The following is a 16,436-nucleotide window of genomic DNA, read 5'->3' on the forward strand; positions in this document are numbered from 1 at the left end:
TTCCTATTTTAAGCCGCGCGATCGTCTTTCTGTTTTTCTTGGGGGAGTACAAGCTGTTTAGGAGGGCATTTGCGCTGCGTCAATTCGGACACAGCGAAGATCGTCATAAATGCTGTAACCGCAGCCAGCGTCCGGAAAGGAAAGAGGACTGTGCCGTCTTCAATCATCGGATACGGCAGAAGCGGCGGGATGCCGAATGCGGGTTCACCGCCGCCCAGCCTCAGAATGACCGCAACTGCAAATCCCGAAATTGACCCGTACAGGTTTGCTCTTTTATAAAAGAGGGCCATTGTTAACTGGGGAAAAAGAATGCAATAAACTAAATCCGATGCCAAATACCATAAAGTATAAACGCTTTTGACATTCAGCGCGATGATCGCTGCTCCCGCGCCGAACAAAATGATTGAGCGTTTGACGACTTTTTGCAGCTGTTTTTGGGTGGCCTTCGGCTTGATCAGCGGACGGTAAATATTCCATGCGGCCATTGATGATGCCGATAGAATCGATGAGTCCATGCTTGACATAACGGCAGCTGCAATTGCACCCAAACCGAGGCCAGCGATAATTCCCGGCGTTAAATACGCAAGCGTTTGCGGCAAAATCATCGCCGGGTTATCCGGAGCGCTCGCTCCGAACAAGCTCCAATCCGCACTGTTTCCGGCAGCTCCGATGATCACGCACGGAATGGCGGCAATGATACAGATCACTCCGGCAATAATCGACTGCCACATGGCGGCGTTTTCCGATTTTGCCGAAAGAACGCGCTGAAAGTACACCTGCCATGCGATACCACCGAAAATTAAGAGGAGCGCATTATCCCACCAGTTCCAAAACAGGTTTCCCCATTCAGGATTTTTCCAGCCGTCCAACGGCGGAAACAGATTGGCGCTGCTTCCGAAATCGTGTCTGTAATTTGCCCATACGATATCGAATGAACCGACATTTGACAACACAAATGGGACGACTAAAAACAGCCCGAGCAAAATGATGATCATTTGGAAGACATCTGTGAAAGCGACTGCCCACATGCCTCCGGCCACCGTATAAGCGATGGCGATCATCGCCGAAAGAATAATCGACGTTTGGAAATCGATATTCAGAATCATTCCGAAAGTCGTGCCCAATGCCGTTAAGATCGCGGCGCTCCAAAACAATTCTCCTAACAGCGCCGGTATATATAAAACACCGGCCATCCGCTTACCGAAGCGCTGTTCGAGAGGATCGATAATGGTCATAAATCGATGACGGCGCATTTTTCTGGCGAAGAAAATACCGCCGATAATCAGGCTCAATGCGTAGCCCCAGGGTGCCTGTGCCCAGATGAGACCGTCGCTGTAAGCCGATTCGACCGTTCCGTTAATATATCCGCCGCCGACCCATGTTGCGGCCATCGTCACCATTCCGACGAAAAACGGCATGCTCCTTTTTGCCACGATCATATCAGAAAAAGAATTTGATTTCTTTGCTGCGTAAAAAGCGCCTAAATAATAGGTGAAAGCAAAGAATATCATCATGGAGATAAAGCCGCCCCAATGAATGTCTGCATTCGAAATGCCGATATACGCGAGTAAGCCTCCCGCAAACAACACAAAAATACCTAATTTGATCCAGTTTTTTTTCTTCTCAGCATAATTCATGTATGCACATTGCCTCCGGTAATAATTTTTCGAATTTTCTTGAAATTAAAATATGAAAAAAGGTTTTGCGCCACTCTGGGAAGTATGCAAACTGCTGACTTCAGAGCGGATAAAACCTTTTTATTCCTTGTTATCAATCGGTATAAACTCAAAAATCTCTCCGGATTGGACAGATTTCGCGAGTCTCAGCAGCCAGTCATAATACGGTTTTGACTGTTCCAACTGGTCATAAAGAGTTCTCGCTTCTTCTTTTATACTTTCGTCAAGCCCTTCGCTTTCGACGATGTCCGCCAATGCTTTTTGAGCGTCTTGAATGGCCATGAGATTCACTTTGACTTCCCTTTCCCATTTTTGCGGGAAAAAGCTTGTGAAAAATTTGAAGAAATCCTTTTCAGCAACAAAGCTGTGTTTTCTTCTTCCTCTATGGAATGTCTTTTTGACGACGTTTAAGTCTTGGAGTTTTTTTACGCCTGTGCTCATGCTGGGCTTGCTCATTTGCAGTTCTTCCCGCATCTCGTCCAGTGTCATTTCATCCGATAGGTACATGGTTCCGTACAAAATACCCGCACTCCGGGTAATGCCGTACAGATCCATTGTTTCTGCGATTGAATCAATGACAAGATCCTTTGCCTGTGCGATCGCTTCTTTTGCTGAAAGATCACGGGGATTGTCCATAACTTGCCTCCTTTCACAGGAGCGGAACATCAGCATTGCAGATTCAATGCCCCCCGAAAAATCGGGGATTGATCTGAAATCCGCGTTAAGTTTGTTAAGTTATTTCTGTATGTTCTTTATCTTAACGAAAGAAATTCAAATGTCAAAATCAAATTTTTTTTTCAAACGGCCTCAGCCCATGTGAGCTCTGCATTCACATAAAATTCAAAAAAAATAATCAGACTGATTCCCTTTGACACAAAAAATGGCGCATGATAAATTCAAAGTGTTCAAAACGTTAAATTTTTATTTAACAAACTTTGCGTAATGAGGAGGCTGCTTTTATGAGTCAAACACTTTTCATTGACGGAAAGTGGGTGGGCGCCAAAAAAGGCGAAACCCGCCAAATTATCAACCCTTACAATCAAGAGCATATTGAAACCGTCAGTGAAGGAGACAGAGAAGACGCTGTTCGGGCGATTGCCGCAGCGCGCCGCGCCTTTGACGACGGCGAGTGGGCGAATACGCCGGGTCTTGAACGAGGCAACATCGTATTAAAGATCGCCGAACTGATCAGACGCGACCACGAAGAGCTGGCAGAGCTTGAATCGCTTGACACCGGCAAGACGCTTGAAGAAAGCAGAGCCGATATGGATGATATTGCAAACGTATTTCAATATTATGCAGGGCTTGCGGATAAAGATGGCGGAGAAGTCATTTCTTCACCGATTCCCGATTCTAAAAGCGAAATTGTCAGGGAGCCGGTCGGTGTCTGCGGGCAGATCACCCCATGGAATTATCCGCTCCTGCAGGCAAGCTGGAAAATCGCTCCGGCTTTGGCGGCGGGCAACACAATCGTTGTCAAACCAAGTGAAATCACACCGTTGACAACCATTAAGATCTTCAAGCTGATGGAAGAAGCCGGTGTGCCTAAAGGGGTTGCCAACCTTGTTCTCGGCCCCGGGGCCACTGTCGGCGATGAACTTGCCAGAAATACAGACGTCGACTTAATTTCTTTCACCGGCGGAATTGAAACCGGAAAGAAAATCATGCAGGCTGCAAGTACGAATGTGAAAAAAATTGCGCTTGAGCTTGGCGGGAAAAATCCGAATATTGTGTTTAAAGACGCAGATTTTGACGTAGCGGTTGACCAGGCGCTGAATGCGGTATTCTTCCACGCAGGACAGGTTTGCTCCGCGGGTGCTCGTCTTCTCGTTGAAAAATCCATTCATGACGAGTTTGTCGCAGAGCTTGTCAAACGTGCGAAAAAAATCAAGCTCGGCAACGGATTCCACGAGGAGACACAGAGCGGTCCGCTCATTTCAGCTGAACACCGCAGCAAAGTTGAAAAATATGTGGAAATCGGCCTGCAAGAAGGCGCCAAGTTGGAAACAGGCGGAAAGCGTCCGGAGGACCCTGAACTTGCAAATGGATTCTTCTATCTGCCGACGATCTTCTCGGGCTGTACATCAGATATGAGAATCGTTCAGGAAGAAGTATTCGGTCCTGTATTAACAGTTGAATCATTCAAAACAGAAGAAGAAGTGGTCTCACTTGCAAACGATACGATTTACGGCTTAGCCGGCGCCGTTTGGTCAAAAGACATCGAAAAAGCGGAACGCGTCGCTTCCAAACTGCGCATGGGAACCGTCTGGATCAATGATTTCCACCCGTATTTCGCACAAGCGCCTTGGGGAGGTTACAAGCAGTCAGGCATCGGCCGCGAGCTTGGCCGCATGGGCCTTGAAGAATACACGGAAGTGAAGCACGTCTACCGCAATACGAAACCGGCGGCTGTCAATTGGTTTAAAGCATAAGAAGGAGGAAATGATTCATGACTTTAAATATGAAAGTAGAAGCGATGAACAAATTCCACACGTTTGAAATCCCGACCGTCATTAAGCACGGAATCGGAGCCGTTAAACATGTAGGCGAAGAAGTGAAAAAACTTGGCGTTTCAAAAGCGCTGCTTGTCACAGACCCCGGCATCTACAAAGCAGGTGTAACAAACCCGGTCGTTGAATCCCTTCAGGAAGCAGGCGTTGAAGTTGTCGTCTTTAATAAAGTCGAGCCGAATCCGCCTGTCCGTCTTGTCGCTGAAGGTTCCAAACTGTATGCTGAAGAAAACTGCGACGGCCTTGTAGCAGTCGGCGGCGGAAGCTCAATGGATACGGCGAAAGCGATCGGAGTCGAAGCCACTCATGAAGGCTCGGTTCTTGACTATGAAGCGGCAGAAGGAAAGAAGCCTCTTGAAAACCGGATTCCTCCGCTTACAACGATCCCGACGACTGCCGGAACCGGCTCAGAAGTTACACAATGGGCGGTTATCACAGATGAAGAGCGTGAATTTAAATTCAATACGGGCGGCCCGCTGATTGCTGCTCACTTGACAGTTATCGATCCTGAATTGCATGTATCAATGCCTCCGCACGTCACAGCGATGACCGGCGTTGACGCTTTGGCTCACGCCATCGAGTGCTATACGATGAAATTTGCTCAGCCGATAACTGACGCGGTGGCCCTTCTTGCCATCGAATACGGCGCACATTACATCCGCAGAGCGTTTGCCGATGGGGAAGATCTTGAAGCGAGATACGGCATGGCGCAGGCGGCTATGCTTGCAGGCCTTTCTTACGGAAGCGAATCTGCAGGCGCTGCTCACGCGATGAGCCAGACGCTCGGAGGAATCATTCCTGTCGCGCACGGCCAATGTGTGGCGGCGATGATGGGTCCTGTAATGGAATACAACTGGAAAGGCTACCCTGAAAAATTTGCCCGCATTGCAAAAGCGTTCGGCATTGACACAAGCGGCATGTCTACAGTGGAAGCGGCTAAAGCTGCAGTGAACTGGATGTATCAGCTTGTGGAAGACTTGGAGATTCCTAGTCTTGAAGAGCAAGGCGTATCACCTGACATGATCGACCGCCTTTCAAAAGAAGCGATGAAAGATCCGCAAACGGTCGGAAACCCGAGAGACCTGAACGAAAAAGCGTACAATTGGATTTACAAACGCTGCTTTAATCTAACCCCGAAAACTGTATAAAGAAATGCATGAATCCCGCTGTGTGAACGCACAGCGGGCTTTCTCAATTTGAGAAAAAAAGGGATGCATTGTAAAATAAATCACATCTTGAAAAAAGGGGATGGGTTGAATGTGGAAAAAGCACACGGCTGTTGCAGAGAACGTATACATAGCGGACACACCGTCATTTGTGACAGAGAAACAAGAAAAGATTGTGATTGATTACGGAGGAATACCGGGTGATCTGCATTTTGGACTGACGAAAAAAGCGGGAGCAAGGGAGCCGATGTATAAAAGAGGGACGGAGATTTTCAATAGGAGGCAGATTTCAATTGTCTCGGTCGAAGAGTGTCTTGAGATTGCCGGACGCCTGAACGTTCCTGCGGTCCTTCCGGAATGGCTCGGGGCTAATATCGCATTAAGCGGACTGCCTGATTTAACTTCATTAAGAGAAGGAAGCAGAATCGTTTTTCCAAGCGGCGCCTCTCTGTTGAGCGAGGGTGAGAACGAGCCGTGCATTCAGCCCGGAGAAGTCATTCAGGAGCAGTTTCCCGACAAACCGAAGCTTGCTTCGCGCTTTGTGCGCCATGCGATCGGAAGAAGGGGAATCGTCTGCGTCGTCGAACGCCCCGGCTTGATCCATCAAGGCGACCAGGCAGAAGTGTGGGCGTATTCGCCTGCTGCCACGAAAGACGCCAGGTCGTTTGCCTGAGCGGATGAAAAGCCCCGGGCCTCTAAAGCCGGGGCTTTCCGTGTATTATAATAGTTTCTGTTTGATTTCCTTGATCTGTTTAATATGTCTTCTTTCATGATGGCCGATGAAGTCGAGCCACTGTCTGACCGTAAGCTCTTCGAAAACCGGATGCGGCAGCACCCTTTGAAAATCTTCATCATGAAAGGCGGCGATGACTGAAGTTAATTGTGTTCTGACATTGTCGAGCTCAGCTTTGAGGGTTAAAGCATCCGCCGTTTTTCTTTCAGGCTCTGCATATGGGGGCGCCTTTCGTTTGGAGCTTCTGTCTTCCGACTGATGCACCGGTTTATCTTCGATTGTTTTGACCGGTGCATGTTTGATTTGTTCCTTTAGGATTTGAAGTGCCATCAGGTCGATTTTTTTCAGGTGGTCGATCACTTCTTGAATGCTCCATTCGTCCTCCGAGGGCCTTTTATTCAGCGTTTCGTCTGACAGGCCTTGAATCTCGCTCCAAAGTTCTTTTCTCGCTTCATTAAAAATGCTCATCATATCCCCTCCTGTTTTTACTGTACCATATCGCAGGCTGGTAAAATAACCAAAAAACACTCGATTTTCGCATCGCCATCGGATATGCTTAAGAAAAATGAATAGAAGGAAGGATTTATTTGAGAACAACATTGTACCCGTATATCGCATTAGTGGTCGGGGTGCTGGCTGTGTCTTCCTCCGCCATCTTTGTCAGACTGTCAACGGCTGACGCTGGAATCATCGCTTTTTATCGTCTCTTTTTTTCCGCTTTGCTGATCTTTCCTTTTTTCTGGGGAAAAAGAAAAGAAGTCTTGAGTTTTTCGAAAAAGGACTGGCTGTTTTCAGCGGCAGCGGGGTTCTTTTTGGCATTTCATTTTATTTTATGGTTTCGTTCGCTTGAATACACCTCAGTGGCGAGCTCGGTTGTTCTTGTGACGCTGCAGCCGATTTTTTCTTTTATCGGTACATACTTTTTATTTAAAGAAAGAGTGTCGTTCGCTGGAATCATCAGTGCGCTTCTCGCGATCGGCGGAAGCGCGTACATCAGCTGGGGGGATTTCAAAGTAAGCGGCCAGGCGCTCTACGGCGACATTCTTGCACTATTGGCGTGTGCGCTTGTGACGGCATATTTGCTGTTTGGCCAGCATGTCAGAAAACGCCACAGTTTGACCGTTTACACGTTTATTGTGTATGGAATCAGCGCCATCACTTTATGCCTGTACTGTCTGTTTTCGGGCGCCGCCTTTTTTTCTTATCCTGCGTCAGATTGGGGGTATTTCTTTCTGCTTGCCGTCATTCCGACTTTGCTCGGGCACTCGCTGTTTAACTGGGTGCTGAAATGGCTGAGCACAAATATGATTTCTGTGGCGATTTTATTTGAACCTGTCGGAGCGGTTGCGCTGGCGTATTGGATTTTAGACGAATCCGTCATGATGACGCAGGTGATCGGCGGAGCGGTCATTTTTTCAGGTATTATCTTGTTCATGGCCTCGCAAAGCATGAGGAAAAACACCGTCCCGTCCGTGAAAGGGAAAACACATAAGGCGCTTTAAAGTTTGCACCTTATCCGGTCAAAATATCTTCGCTTGAATAGCGGATGTTTTCCTGTTCAGGTCTGGCCAGGGAAAACGCCAATGTGAGCGGTCCGAGTTTTCCGAGAAACATAATGAAAATAATCAGTATCTTTCCGACAGGGGTCAGGTCAGCCGTAATCCCCATTGACAGGCCGACCGTGCCGAAGGCTGATACGACTTCAAACAAAATCGCCAAAAACGGCTTAGGTTCTGTCATATTTAAAATAAAGACAGCCGCTAAAATCAACAGCACACTGATAGTCGAAATAGCGAGCGAACGAATGATCAATTGGTCTTTCAGCGTTTTTTTTGCTATCGAAATATGTTTTTTGCCTTTTAAAAAAGTGATAACCGACAGGAGAATGACAAGAAACGTCGTCAGCTTGATTCCTCCGCCGGTGGATGCGCTCCCCGCTCCGACAAACATAAGAAGGAGCAAAAGTGTGATCGTGCTTTCGTGCAGGCTTCCGATATCTGTCGTGTTAAACCCGGCTGTTCGCGGGGTCACGGCCTGAAAATAGGCGCCCCAAAGTTTTTCAGCTGGCGGAAGCATGCCGAGCGTTTTTTGATTTTGATACTCCAGCAGAAAAATAAAGATCATGGCTGACAAATTGATGATAAACGTATCAATTTCGAATGAAGGCTTAACTTTTCAAGCTCCGCTTATGCCATAGATCAGACAATACGGTAAACCCTATCCCGCCGATGATAAACAAAAAACTGATCACCAAGTTGACGAGCGGATCGCTTTTATACCGTATTAAACTGTCCGGCCAAATGGAAAATCCCGCATTGTTAAAGGCGGAAACCGCGTGGAACAGGCTGTAGTAGACACCGCGTGCGAAACCGTATTCAGGAACCCATTTGACAGCCAGTATCAGCATGGCCAGCATTTCAATTGCGAAGGAGTAAATAATCAAACTCTTGATGAGCTTAATGATCCCGCCTAAAGAAGTTTGATTGAGAGACTGTTGAATCAACAGCCGTTCTTTCAGGCCGATTTTTTTCCCGAGCATGATAAAAATGAGCACTGCAAATGACATGATGCCGAGTCCCCCGATCTGGATGAGAACGAGGATCATGAGCTGACCGAACAACGTATAATCCGTGCCTGTATCAACGACGGCTAGGCCGGTAACAGTCATCGCCGATGTCGATGTAAAAAGCGTATCAATCCAGCCTATGGGTTTAGACGTCGCTGCCGGGGTCTTCAATAAAAGAGTTCCTAATATGATGAAAAATAAAAACACCAGCACGAGCAGTTGGGACGGGCTTAATTGAATCTGTTTAAACTTCACGGTTAATCGCCCTTTTTTTCAAAGGTCTCAATATCTTTGTTTTGCCCGATCACAATCAAAATATCGTTTTCGTATATCAAGTCATCAGCGCTCGGTGCGATGATGAAATGCCCGTCTCTTTTTATGCCGACGATGTTGCAGCCGAAGTTGGCGCGTACATCGATATCCCCCAGGCTTCTTTTGTCCAGCTTTTTTGTTGCCACAATTTCGACGATGCTGTAATTTGGCGACAGCTCAACAAAATCGATCAACTTTTCCGAGGTGATATGGCTGGCTATCCGCTTGGCCATATCTTTTTCGGGATGAATGATACGATGGACGCCGATTTTATGGAGAACCTTTTGGTGATAGTCATTTTGCGCTTTCGTCCATACTTTGGGAACGCCCATTTCAATCAGCAAAAGCGAAGTCAGAATGCTTGCTTCAATGTCATCGCCGAATGATACAAAGGCGTGATCGATGTTGCGTATTCCGATTTGTTTCAATGTATTTTCATCAACGGCATTGGCGCAAATGGTGTAGGTTGCATAAGCAGAATATTCGTTTACTTTTTCTTCGGATTTGTCGATGCCTAAAACTTCAGCCCCTTTTGCGTGGAAGGCTTTGACAAGACTGCCGCCGAACTGACCGAGCCCGAAAACGGCATAAGATTTCTGCATCCGTGTTCACCCTTTTATCTGTTTTTCTTATAGTGTTTACTTTTTTAAAAGAAAAACACACAGGGATGTACAAGAATCCGGAAGTGTGCGAATCCGGAGAGCCGCCTTGAGGCGGCTTCGGTTTCAGCTGAGCGAGCCTCCGGTTTCGCGAATGTCTTTTTCGTGAAGGGCAGAGACGACGGCGGCTAGCCTCAGCCCTTCGACGATCGTTTCAAGGCTGAGGCTCGGCTCGTGCTTATCGACTGTTTGTTCGGGGAGATACGGAATGTGGATGAACCCTCCGCGGATGTTTGCCGAGGTGCGGTCTATACGGTGCATTAACTGGTAAAAAAGATGGTTGCATACGAATGTTCCAGCTGAATTAGAGACGGAGGCCGGGATTCCGTTTTTTCTCAACTCTTTCACAACGAGTTTGATAGGAAGCGCGGACCAGTAAGCTGCAGGCCCGTCTGCCGCGATCGGTTCATCGATCGGTTCCCGTTTTTCATTATCCGGAATGCGGGCGTCATCGATGTTGATTGCGATGCGTTCTGGAGTAATGTGAGCCCGGCCGCCTGCTTGTCCTACACAAATGACGATATCGGGATGGTGCTTTTCGATCGCTTTTTCCAAAACGGCCGCTGAATGATGAAAAACGGTCGGGATCTGCTCCGCCACGATAGAGACGCCTTCGACTTTTTCTCCGTTCAGCCGTTTTACAGCTTCCCAAGACGGATTGACCGTTTCTCCCCCGAAGGGGTCAAAACCTGTCAGCAGTACTTTCTTTCCCATATCGATCCCTCCTGAATATGAATATAAAGTGCAAAATACCCATTCAGAAGATGTCTGAATGGGTATTTTTTTAAATATTTTATGCTCCTGATCCCCGGGATGCCAGAAGTACCTGATCTCCTTGAGAAGCCGCTTCCGGTGCATGGTTTACGAATGAAAAGCTGATAACTGCGCCTAATACAACTGCTGTTAATAATACTTTTTTCATTTTATTCTCCTCCTCTTCCAGCGAGCTTGCTCGCCTTGTCTGTTTTAATGTAAAAGTATATGGCTTCTTCATATAACTTTTCTCGCCTGTAGTAATTCGCTACATCCATCAATAATTCCTCCAAATCTACCCAGGCTTTTTCATTTTCTAACTGGTGAACATAGTCCTTGATTATTTCCAGTTTATTCTGTGTATCAGAATATAATGTATATAAAATTTTGAATTTCAATTCGAAAATTTCGCTGTTCATTTCCCGGGATTTTTTAAAGCCCACTTCGATCCATTTAAATGCTTGTTTGTGTGCGTTGGTTTTGAAAAGAGACCTTGTGTTTTCATAAACGCAAAGAAGGTAAGCATACTTGGCTTTCGTTTCAAAATCTTTGATTGCAAAAGCTTTATTGTAATACTTTAGCGCTTCCTCCTGCTTGTCTTCCTTACTCTTCAAAAAGCCCATATTATAGTAGGTACACGGTAAAAGGAATTGGTCGCCGATTTTTTCGGTTTTTTCGATCGCTTCTTTTAATAATACTTCACTTTCGGAGAACTTAAATTGGTCAATATAATTGAGCCCGATCAGCATTTTGCAGTTGATGACCCGCTTGGCATACCCGTCATACCCTTGAAAGATGCCGGAGGCAATGTTGATGTGATGAATCGACAGCCATGTCGCTTTTAAGTTGTAATACAAAACACCGATTTTATAATGAAATTCAGCTTTTTCAATTTCATTTTGAATGACGCTCAGTCTTTTTTCCGCTATTCTGAAAAAATTGAGCGCTTCTGTATGGTTTTGCTTGTAGTCCTCATAAATCCCTTTAAACAGGTAAAAATAATAATTCAGCTTGTCGTCCGTACTTTTTGGATCTTTGTCTTGAAAACTGATGGCCTCCAATTTTTCGGTGGAAGATTGGGAGATATCTTCAAGAAGGAGCCTTAAGCGAAAATCGAGCATTTGATAATAGAGTAGAACGTCATGATCTTCTTCCATTTTTTCAATTGCTTTATCTATGTCATCTTTCATTTCGATTGAGCCTGAAATGTCTCTTTTTTTCATCAGTATGTACCAGTCGTTGAGCATATTGGCGACTTCTTGTGAAGCCACGGCTTTGGCCATTCTCTTCCCTCCAATCTTTGTGAATTTTTTGTAAATTGAAGTTCTATTAATCATAGCATAAACTGCTGCCGTCTGTGAATAACGCTGAAATGCAAGTTCGCCGGTGAAAAGTTCATTTCTGAAATTAAATCGTCATTTTCCAAAAAAAGTGCGCGAAAAAAGCGAAAACCGCGCCAAGCGGAATACAGGAGATCATTGCGGTTCCGTTGACCAGCCCGTCAGCTCCGCTTATTTTCAGGGCTTCCCGGTAGCCTATTAAAAAGTGGATGATCGATAGGACGTAACATAAGAGCATCATATAGTAAGGGTTCATTTGCATACCTCCTCTATTCGCTTTACTATATTACATTCAATAGAGGGGAAGATTATGCCTGTTTAAACAGGAAAAAGAACAAAATATTATAGACGAAAAGATTTTCAATTACAATACATGTTTTTAAAAATATTTCCACTATAATCAAAATGAAAGATAAATTTAGGGGGTCATAAGAAATGAAAAAAAGGCTGATGTCACTATTGGTCTGCATCCTGGTTTTAGTGCCGGCAGCTGGTGCTTTTGCCGCGCCGAAACAGGCCGAGCTTCAAGAGTATCTTGAAGAAATAGGAATGACAGAAAAAGAATTGGAAGCTTATTTACAGGATACATATGATGAAAGTTTAAAAGATTTTGAGTCGGTGGAAGAGTTGAAAGATTTTTTAGGGGAAAGACTGACTAATCAACTTTTGGCATCCTATTTAAAAGAATACGGATTGAGCGAAAAAGAAGCGGCTGACCTTTTTGTTGAAAATGGCTATATGGAAAGCGGCCAAAACATTCTCGACGTGTTTATGTTTGAATACGAATTGGACGATGCGCTTTTCACTGTGACATATGAAGAAGACGATTTTCAGATCGGGAACCTGTTTCAAGAATTAGGTGTGGATGATCAGGAGTGGGAAAGGCTCGTGAATCATCTCCGAAAGGTGCGCGATAAAAATCCAAACCTTGAAAATGATTTGATGGCTCTTGGAGAACGTCTTGAAGCGGTAGCCGATTTCGAGTCTGTATCAGAGCTGTCAGCTCAGGATATCGCTGAAATGCTATCCATTTTAAACGATCTTCAGAAGACGCTTGAAGTGAAAACAAAATACTATCTTGTTAAAGACGGAAAGAAAAAAGAAGTGTCTTTGACAACGCTTGTCAGCGCGGAAGATCTGAAGGGAGCAAGCCTTCTGGTGGAAGTATACGATCTGCAAGGCAACTTCATTTTGGATGTATTGCTGACGCCTGACATGATCGGATCTGATTTAATTCATGATACAGGGTCAAAAGTGAAGCAAACCCAAACGGCTGTCAAACATGATTCAAAGCCATCTCATGTGAAAAAGACGGTTAAAGGTGCAAAGCTTCCAAAGACAGCCGGGCATTACGCGGAATGGTCGATCTTAGGCGCCGTTCTGATGTTTGGCGGATTCTTCATGATCAGAAGGCTTCGCAAAGCGGCTTAACATGTCACTTCCCATTCTAATTATGTAGAGAATGGGAAGTTTTTATAAGGAGTGAAAGGAAATTAAGGCACATCGAAAAAAAATCATCTGGCTCGCAGCTATTGTGATGGTTGTGTGCGGCGCTTATTTTACAACAACGAATGTGTTCAAGTTAATGCACGGCTACGCTCTTTTTTCATTTCAGCAGATGAAAGAAGAAGAAAAGCCTGAAAAACCTCCGATTCAGACGGCGAAAAAAGAAAAAACGGTGATTGATCAAACATTTAAAACCGGGGAGAAAATCGGTGATCTTGTCATTCCGAAAATCAATGCAAGGATTCCTATATATCACGGGACAGATGAAGACGAGCTGCAAAAAGGCGTGGGCCATTTCGCTGGTTCCGTTCTGCCTGGAGAAGATGACAACTCGGTTTTATCAGGCCACCGGGATACGGTTTTCCGAAAACTCGGCCGAGTGGGGAAGGGCGATCAGTTAATTGTTGAAGCTTCCTACGGAACTTTTACATACAAAGTGAAAAAGGTGCGGATCGTGGATGCGGATGACCGGACGGTGATTGTACCAAAGCCGAGAGCAACATTGACGGTTTCCACCTGCTATCCTTTTGACTTTATCGGTTCAGCACCGGAGCGGTATATATTGGTCGCAGATTTGATTAAATCATAAAAAAACAGCGGAATCTCAGGCGAGTCCGCTGTTTTTTTATGCTATCTCATGTCTGATCTGTTTTCCAAGAGTTTTGGCGCGGTTAGCAGCAGTAAACAAAGGACAATTGTGCAGACAATGAAAGACGGAAGCATATATGTTCCATTATATACCAAGGAATAAATCCATACCGGAGTGCCTTCAGGCGCATAGTTTCCAAAAAAGACAGCGCCGCTGATGACATGAGCGAGAAATTTCAGTCCGCTTCCGAGAAAGACGGCCAGCGTAACATAGAAAATAATCTTTCCTTTTTGTTTCTCGACTGAAGCATTTCTGATCGATCCGGCAAAAAAGCCGCCGATTCCCGCGGCCGTAGGCGCGATAAAATAATCAAGAAGAAGCTGCAGAGGATGATAAACGTAAAATCCTCCAGTGACAAACTGAAGCAATCCGGCTAAAAACCCGGTTGCCAGCCCTGCCTTCAGCCCCCATCTAAAGGAAATCAGGAAGATCGGAATCATCATGACGGCGATTGAACCGCCTTGAGGCATTTTTAAAAACATTCCGGACACCATATCAAGTATAAGTGCTATTCCTGTCATAAACGCAATTTCAATCAGCTGTACAAGTTGTTTAGATTGATTCATCATAACCCTCACTTTTGATGAACAAAGGGATACTGGACTTCTTTCCCAATAAAAAAAGCAATGCGGGGAAGGAGTAGGAAAGTTTTCCACGCACTGCTTTGGATGCAATTAGAAATGACTTTGCCACATCCCTACGCCAGCGTTAACTAACAGGTTCAAAGGGTCAGAACGGTCGTTCACTCTCAGCCTCGAGGCTCCCCTTGTGGTCATCAAGTTATTTAGTTATATTCTACTATACTAAAAAAAGAAACGGACGACAAGCTGATTTTTCGAAAAATTTTGCTTAATTTCTCCAATATGTAGCAATGCAAACATCTTTTCCTTTATAATAGAACGTATTCGTACGTACAAGATCAGTAAAGGGTTGATCTGATGAGTGAACCTACAAAATACAGCATGGTGAAAAGTAAAATTAAATCGTGGATATATGAAGGCAAAGTGAAGCCGGGGGAAAAAATTCATTCGGAAAACGAATTGATGAAAATATTTGATGTAAGCAGGCACACGATCCGGCAAGCGATTGGCGACCTTGTTCATGAAGGGCTTTTATACAGAGAGCAGGGCTCAGGGACGTATTGCTCTCACCGTCTTCAGCTTTCTGAAAAAGGAAGGGAAAGAAATAAGATGATCGGGGTTATTACGACTTACCTTTCGGATTACATTTTTCCTTCTATTATAAGAGGAATCGAATCGTCACTGTCCAGCGAAGGATACACCCTTGTCGTCGCGAGCACCAATAATGACATTGAAAAAGAAAAACAATGCCTTGTGAATATGCTCGATAAAAAAATTGCTGGGTTGATCGTGGAGCCGACGAAAACAGGAAGCTTTAACCCGAATTTAAGTTACTATCTGACGCTTGAACAACATCATATTCCGTATTTGATGATCAACCAATTTTATCAGGAGCTAAATCCGCCCCATTTCATTTTGGATGATGAACACGGCGGCTTTATCGCCACTGAGCATTTGATTAAACTCGGCCATGAAAAAGTGTTCGGTTTCTTTAAACAGGACGATATGCAGGGCGCCAACCGGATGAAAGGATTTATCCGTGCTTTCAGAGAAAACGGCTTGTCGTTTTACCCTGAAATGGTCGTGACGTACACAACAGAGAACAAAAAACAAAAAACGATAGCTGAAGCCAGGAAGCGGCTTTCTTCATCAGACCGTCCGACTTCCATATTCTGCTATAATGACGAGATAGCGCTTTTGGTGTTGGATGTCGTGAGGGAATTCGGTTTGAAAGTGCCGGAAGACATTTCGATTGTCGGATATGACAACTCACATTTGAGCGAGGCATCTGAAGTGAAGCTGACGTCAGTCACTCATCCGAAAATGCAGATGGGGATTGAGGCGGCAAAATGGATGATTGCCAAAGTTGAGGGACGCAACACGAATCAGCTTGAACATTCCACCGTCTACAAACCTGAACTGGTTGTCAGACATTCGACCGCCAAGCTGAAAAGGTAGGCTGCACAATCTTTATCCGCCAACCAGCGTGAATGAAAATGAGAAGAATATATATTCTGTTACAAAGCTCCGGAATGAGGAGCTTTTTATTCAAGTAAAAGCTGATAACGGAGAGTTTAATGTCATCCTCGAAGCTTTGGACCATGTGCAGCTTTAGCAAATCAATTTTTAAAGACCGCTGTATACTTTTATATAGAAGAAAGCAGTAAGAAGAAATAAATGCTGTCAACTGCCTGAGGTCGAGATGATCAGGAATCATCTGAGTCCAAATCATTTGATTATTATTTTTTTAAAAAAGCTATTGTGCAAAACGAAAATAGATGTTATATTAGTATCCGCCCCTAAAAAGGAGGCTTTATAAAAACAACTTCGAAAATCTTTTGAAAAAAGTTGTTGACATTCACGATGATAGAATGTTATATTAGTAAAGTCGCTTCTTCGAGAGGCGGAAATGATCTTTGAAAACTAAACAAGACAAACGTACCTGTTAATTCATTAAATAAATCGCACATGCGAATGTGCGTAGT

Annotated in this window: 16 protein-coding genes, 1 pseudogene and 1 riboswitch; of the genes and pseudogenes, 7 read left to right on the forward strand and 10 right to left on the reverse strand. The window is 44.9% G+C overall.

Going from position 1 to position 16,436, the window contains the following annotated elements:
* Positions 1-8 precede the first annotated feature (8 nt).
* Together ACH97_RS02180 and cudC are read right to left on the reverse strand one after the other, a co-directional pair.
* Positions 9-1,637, reverse strand: coding sequence for a high affinity choline transporter 1 (locus tag ACH97_RS02180; protein WP_048350681.1), 1,629 nt, complete (start codon positions 1,635-1,637; stop codon positions 9-11).
* 120 nt (positions 1,638-1,757) lie between these two features.
* Positions 1,758-2,312, reverse strand: a complete 555-nt coding sequence (gene cudC / locus ACH97_RS02185; RefSeq protein WP_020452716.1) for a choline uptake/conversion transcriptional regulator CudC — start codon at positions 2,310-2,312, stop codon at positions 1,758-1,760.
* A gap of 323 nt (positions 2,313-2,635) precedes the next feature.
* Here cudC and betB point away from each other — a divergent pair, with 323 nt between their 5' ends.
* From betB to ACH97_RS02200, 3 genes are all read left to right on the forward strand, one after another.
* Complete coding sequence (betB, locus tag ACH97_RS02190; protein ID WP_020452715.1) at positions 2,636-4,108, forward strand: betaine-aldehyde dehydrogenase; 1,473 nt, start codon at positions 2,636-2,638, stop codon at positions 4,106-4,108.
* 17 nt (positions 4,109-4,125) lie between these two features.
* Entirely contained in the window at positions 4,126-5,334 is a 1,209-nt protein-coding gene (locus tag ACH97_RS02195) for an iron-containing alcohol dehydrogenase (RefSeq protein WP_020452714.1), read from the forward strand.
* Positions 5,335-5,443: 109 nt separating this feature from the next.
* A complete protein-coding gene (locus tag ACH97_RS02200) occupies positions 5,444-6,025 on the forward strand; it encodes an MOSC domain-containing protein (RefSeq protein WP_020452713.1) in 582 nt (193 codons plus the stop codon).
* Positions 6,026-6,070: 45 nt separating this feature from the next.
* On the opposite strand, the gene ACH97_RS02205 is transcribed toward ACH97_RS02200, so the two are convergent.
* On the reverse strand, positions 6,071-6,556 hold the full coding sequence (locus ACH97_RS02205) for a DinB family protein (RefSeq protein ID WP_033155020.1): 486 nt from the start codon (positions 6,554-6,556) through the stop codon (positions 6,071-6,073).
* Between the two features lie 116 nt (positions 6,557-6,672).
* Between ACH97_RS02205 and ACH97_RS02210 the strand changes: the two genes are divergently transcribed.
* A complete protein-coding gene (locus ACH97_RS02210; RefSeq protein ID WP_020452711.1) occupies positions 6,673-7,587 on the forward strand; it encodes a DMT family transporter in 915 nt (304 codons plus the stop codon).
* Between the two features lie 10 nt (positions 7,588-7,597).
* Here ACH97_RS02210 and ACH97_RS02215 read toward each other — a convergent pair.
* The 6 genes and pseudogenes from ACH97_RS02215 to ACH97_RS02235 all read right to left on the reverse strand — a co-directional run bounded on the left by ACH97_RS02215 (position 7,598) and on the right by ACH97_RS02235 (position 11,971).
* A pseudogene (locus ACH97_RS02215) lies at positions 7,598-8,906 on the reverse strand (TrkH family potassium uptake protein).
* A gap of 2 nt (positions 8,907-8,908) precedes the next feature.
* Positions 8,909-9,565 carry a potassium channel family protein gene (locus ACH97_RS02220; RefSeq protein WP_048350680.1) on the reverse strand — a complete coding sequence of 219 codons (657 nt, stop codon included), beginning with the start codon at positions 9,563-9,565 and terminating at the stop codon, positions 8,909-8,911.
* A gap of 123 nt (positions 9,566-9,688) precedes the next feature.
* A complete protein-coding gene (gene pcp / locus ACH97_RS02225; RefSeq protein ID WP_020452709.1) occupies positions 9,689-10,336 on the reverse strand; it encodes a pyroglutamyl-peptidase I in 648 nt (215 codons plus the stop codon).
* Positions 10,337-10,415: 79 nt separating this feature from the next.
* The gene (locus tag ACH97_RS24180; protein ID WP_023856006.1) at positions 10,416-10,544 is read right to left on the reverse strand and encodes a hypothetical protein; all 129 of its coding nucleotides are present in this window, start codon (positions 10,542-10,544) and stop codon (positions 10,416-10,418) included.
* A gap of 1 nt (position 10,545) precedes the next feature.
* A complete protein-coding gene (locus tag ACH97_RS02230; RefSeq protein ID WP_020452708.1) occupies positions 10,546-11,658 on the reverse strand; it encodes a response regulator aspartate phosphatase in 1,113 nt (370 codons plus the stop codon).
* A gap of 124 nt (positions 11,659-11,782) precedes the next feature.
* A complete protein-coding gene (locus tag ACH97_RS02235; protein WP_003184678.1) occupies positions 11,783-11,971 on the reverse strand; it encodes a hypothetical protein in 189 nt (62 codons plus the stop codon).
* Between the two features lie 179 nt (positions 11,972-12,150).
* Here ACH97_RS02235 and ACH97_RS02240 point away from each other — a divergent pair, with 179 nt between their 5' ends.
* Both ACH97_RS02240 and ACH97_RS02245 read left to right on the forward strand, forming a co-directional pair.
* A complete protein-coding gene (locus tag ACH97_RS02240) occupies positions 12,151-13,146 on the forward strand; it encodes a processed acidic surface protein (protein WP_020452707.1) in 996 nt (331 codons plus the stop codon).
* A 106-nt stretch (positions 13,147-13,252) separates the two neighbouring features.
* On the forward strand, positions 13,253-13,810 hold the full coding sequence (locus tag ACH97_RS02245; RefSeq protein WP_023856005.1) for a class D sortase: 558 nt from the start codon (positions 13,253-13,255) through the stop codon (positions 13,808-13,810).
* 41 nt (positions 13,811-13,851) lie between these two features.
* On the opposite strand, the gene thiT is transcribed toward ACH97_RS02245, so the two are convergent.
* Positions 13,852-14,436, reverse strand: a complete 585-nt coding sequence (gene thiT, locus ACH97_RS02250; RefSeq protein WP_020452705.1) for an energy-coupled thiamine transporter ThiT — start codon at positions 14,434-14,436, stop codon at positions 13,852-13,854.
* 111 nt (positions 14,437-14,547) lie between these two features.
* A riboswitch (TPP riboswitch) is annotated at positions 14,548-14,647 on the reverse strand.
* A 161-nt stretch (positions 14,648-14,808) separates the two neighbouring features.
* Here thiT and ACH97_RS02255 point away from each other — a divergent pair.
* Positions 14,809-15,909, forward strand: a complete 1,101-nt coding sequence (locus ACH97_RS02255) for a GntR family transcriptional regulator (RefSeq protein WP_020452704.1) — start codon at positions 14,809-14,811, stop codon at positions 15,907-15,909.
* Positions 15,910-16,436 lie beyond the last annotated feature (527 nt).

It is taken from the genome of Bacillus paralicheniformis, from assembly GCF_001042485.2.
In the GTDB taxonomy this organism is placed as follows: Bacteria; Bacillota; Bacilli; order Bacillales; family Bacillaceae; genus Bacillus; species Bacillus paralicheniformis.

Excerpts from the sequence above, each read along its gene's own strand:
- ACH97_RS02180 (WP_048350681.1), bottom strand. The coding sequence starts at position 1,637 with ATGAATTATGCTGAGAAGAAAAAAAACTGGATCAAATTAGGTATTTTT.
- cudC (WP_020452716.1), bottom strand. The coding sequence starts at position 2,312 with ATGGACAATCCCCGTGATCTTTCAGCAAAAGAAGCGATCGCACAGGCA.
- betB (WP_020452715.1), top strand. The coding sequence starts at position 2,636 with ATGAGTCAAACACTTTTCATTGACGGAAAGTGGGTGGGCGCCAAAAAA.
- ACH97_RS02195 (WP_020452714.1), top strand. The coding sequence starts at position 4,126 with ATGACTTTAAATATGAAAGTAGAAGCGATGAACAAATTCCACACGTTT.
- ACH97_RS02200 (WP_020452713.1), top strand. The coding sequence starts at position 5,444 with ATGTGGAAAAAGCACACGGCTGTTGCAGAGAACGTATACATAGCGGAC.
- ACH97_RS02205 (WP_033155020.1), bottom strand. The coding sequence starts at position 6,556 with ATGATGAGCATTTTTAATGAAGCGAGAAAAGAACTTTGGAGCGAGATT.
- ACH97_RS02220 (WP_048350680.1), bottom strand. The coding sequence starts at position 9,565 with ATGCAGAAATCTTATGCCGTTTTCGGGCTCGGTCAGTTCGGCGGCAGT.
- pcp (WP_020452709.1), bottom strand. The coding sequence starts at position 10,336 with ATGGGAAAGAAAGTACTGCTGACAGGTTTTGACCCCTTCGGGGGAGAA.
- ACH97_RS24180 (WP_023856006.1), bottom strand. The coding sequence starts at position 10,544 with ATGAAAAAAGTATTATTAACAGCAGTTGTATTAGGCGCAGTTATCAGC.
- ACH97_RS02230 (WP_020452708.1), bottom strand. The coding sequence starts at position 11,658 with ATGGCCAAAGCCGTGGCTTCACAAGAAGTCGCCAATATGCTCAACGAC.
- ACH97_RS02235 (WP_003184678.1), bottom strand. The coding sequence starts at position 11,971 with ATGAACCCTTACTATATGATGCTCTTATGTTACGTCCTATCGATCATC.
- ACH97_RS02240 (WP_020452707.1), top strand. The coding sequence starts at position 12,151 with ATGAAAAAAAGGCTGATGTCACTATTGGTCTGCATCCTGGTTTTAGTG.
- ACH97_RS02245 (WP_023856005.1), top strand. The coding sequence starts at position 13,253 with ATGGTTGTGTGCGGCGCTTATTTTACAACAACGAATGTGTTCAAGTTA.
- thiT (WP_020452705.1), bottom strand. The coding sequence starts at position 14,436 with ATGAATCAATCTAAACAACTTGTACAGCTGATTGAAATTGCGTTTATG.
- ACH97_RS02255 (WP_020452704.1), top strand. The coding sequence starts at position 14,809 with ATGAGTGAACCTACAAAATACAGCATGGTGAAAAGTAAAATTAAATCG.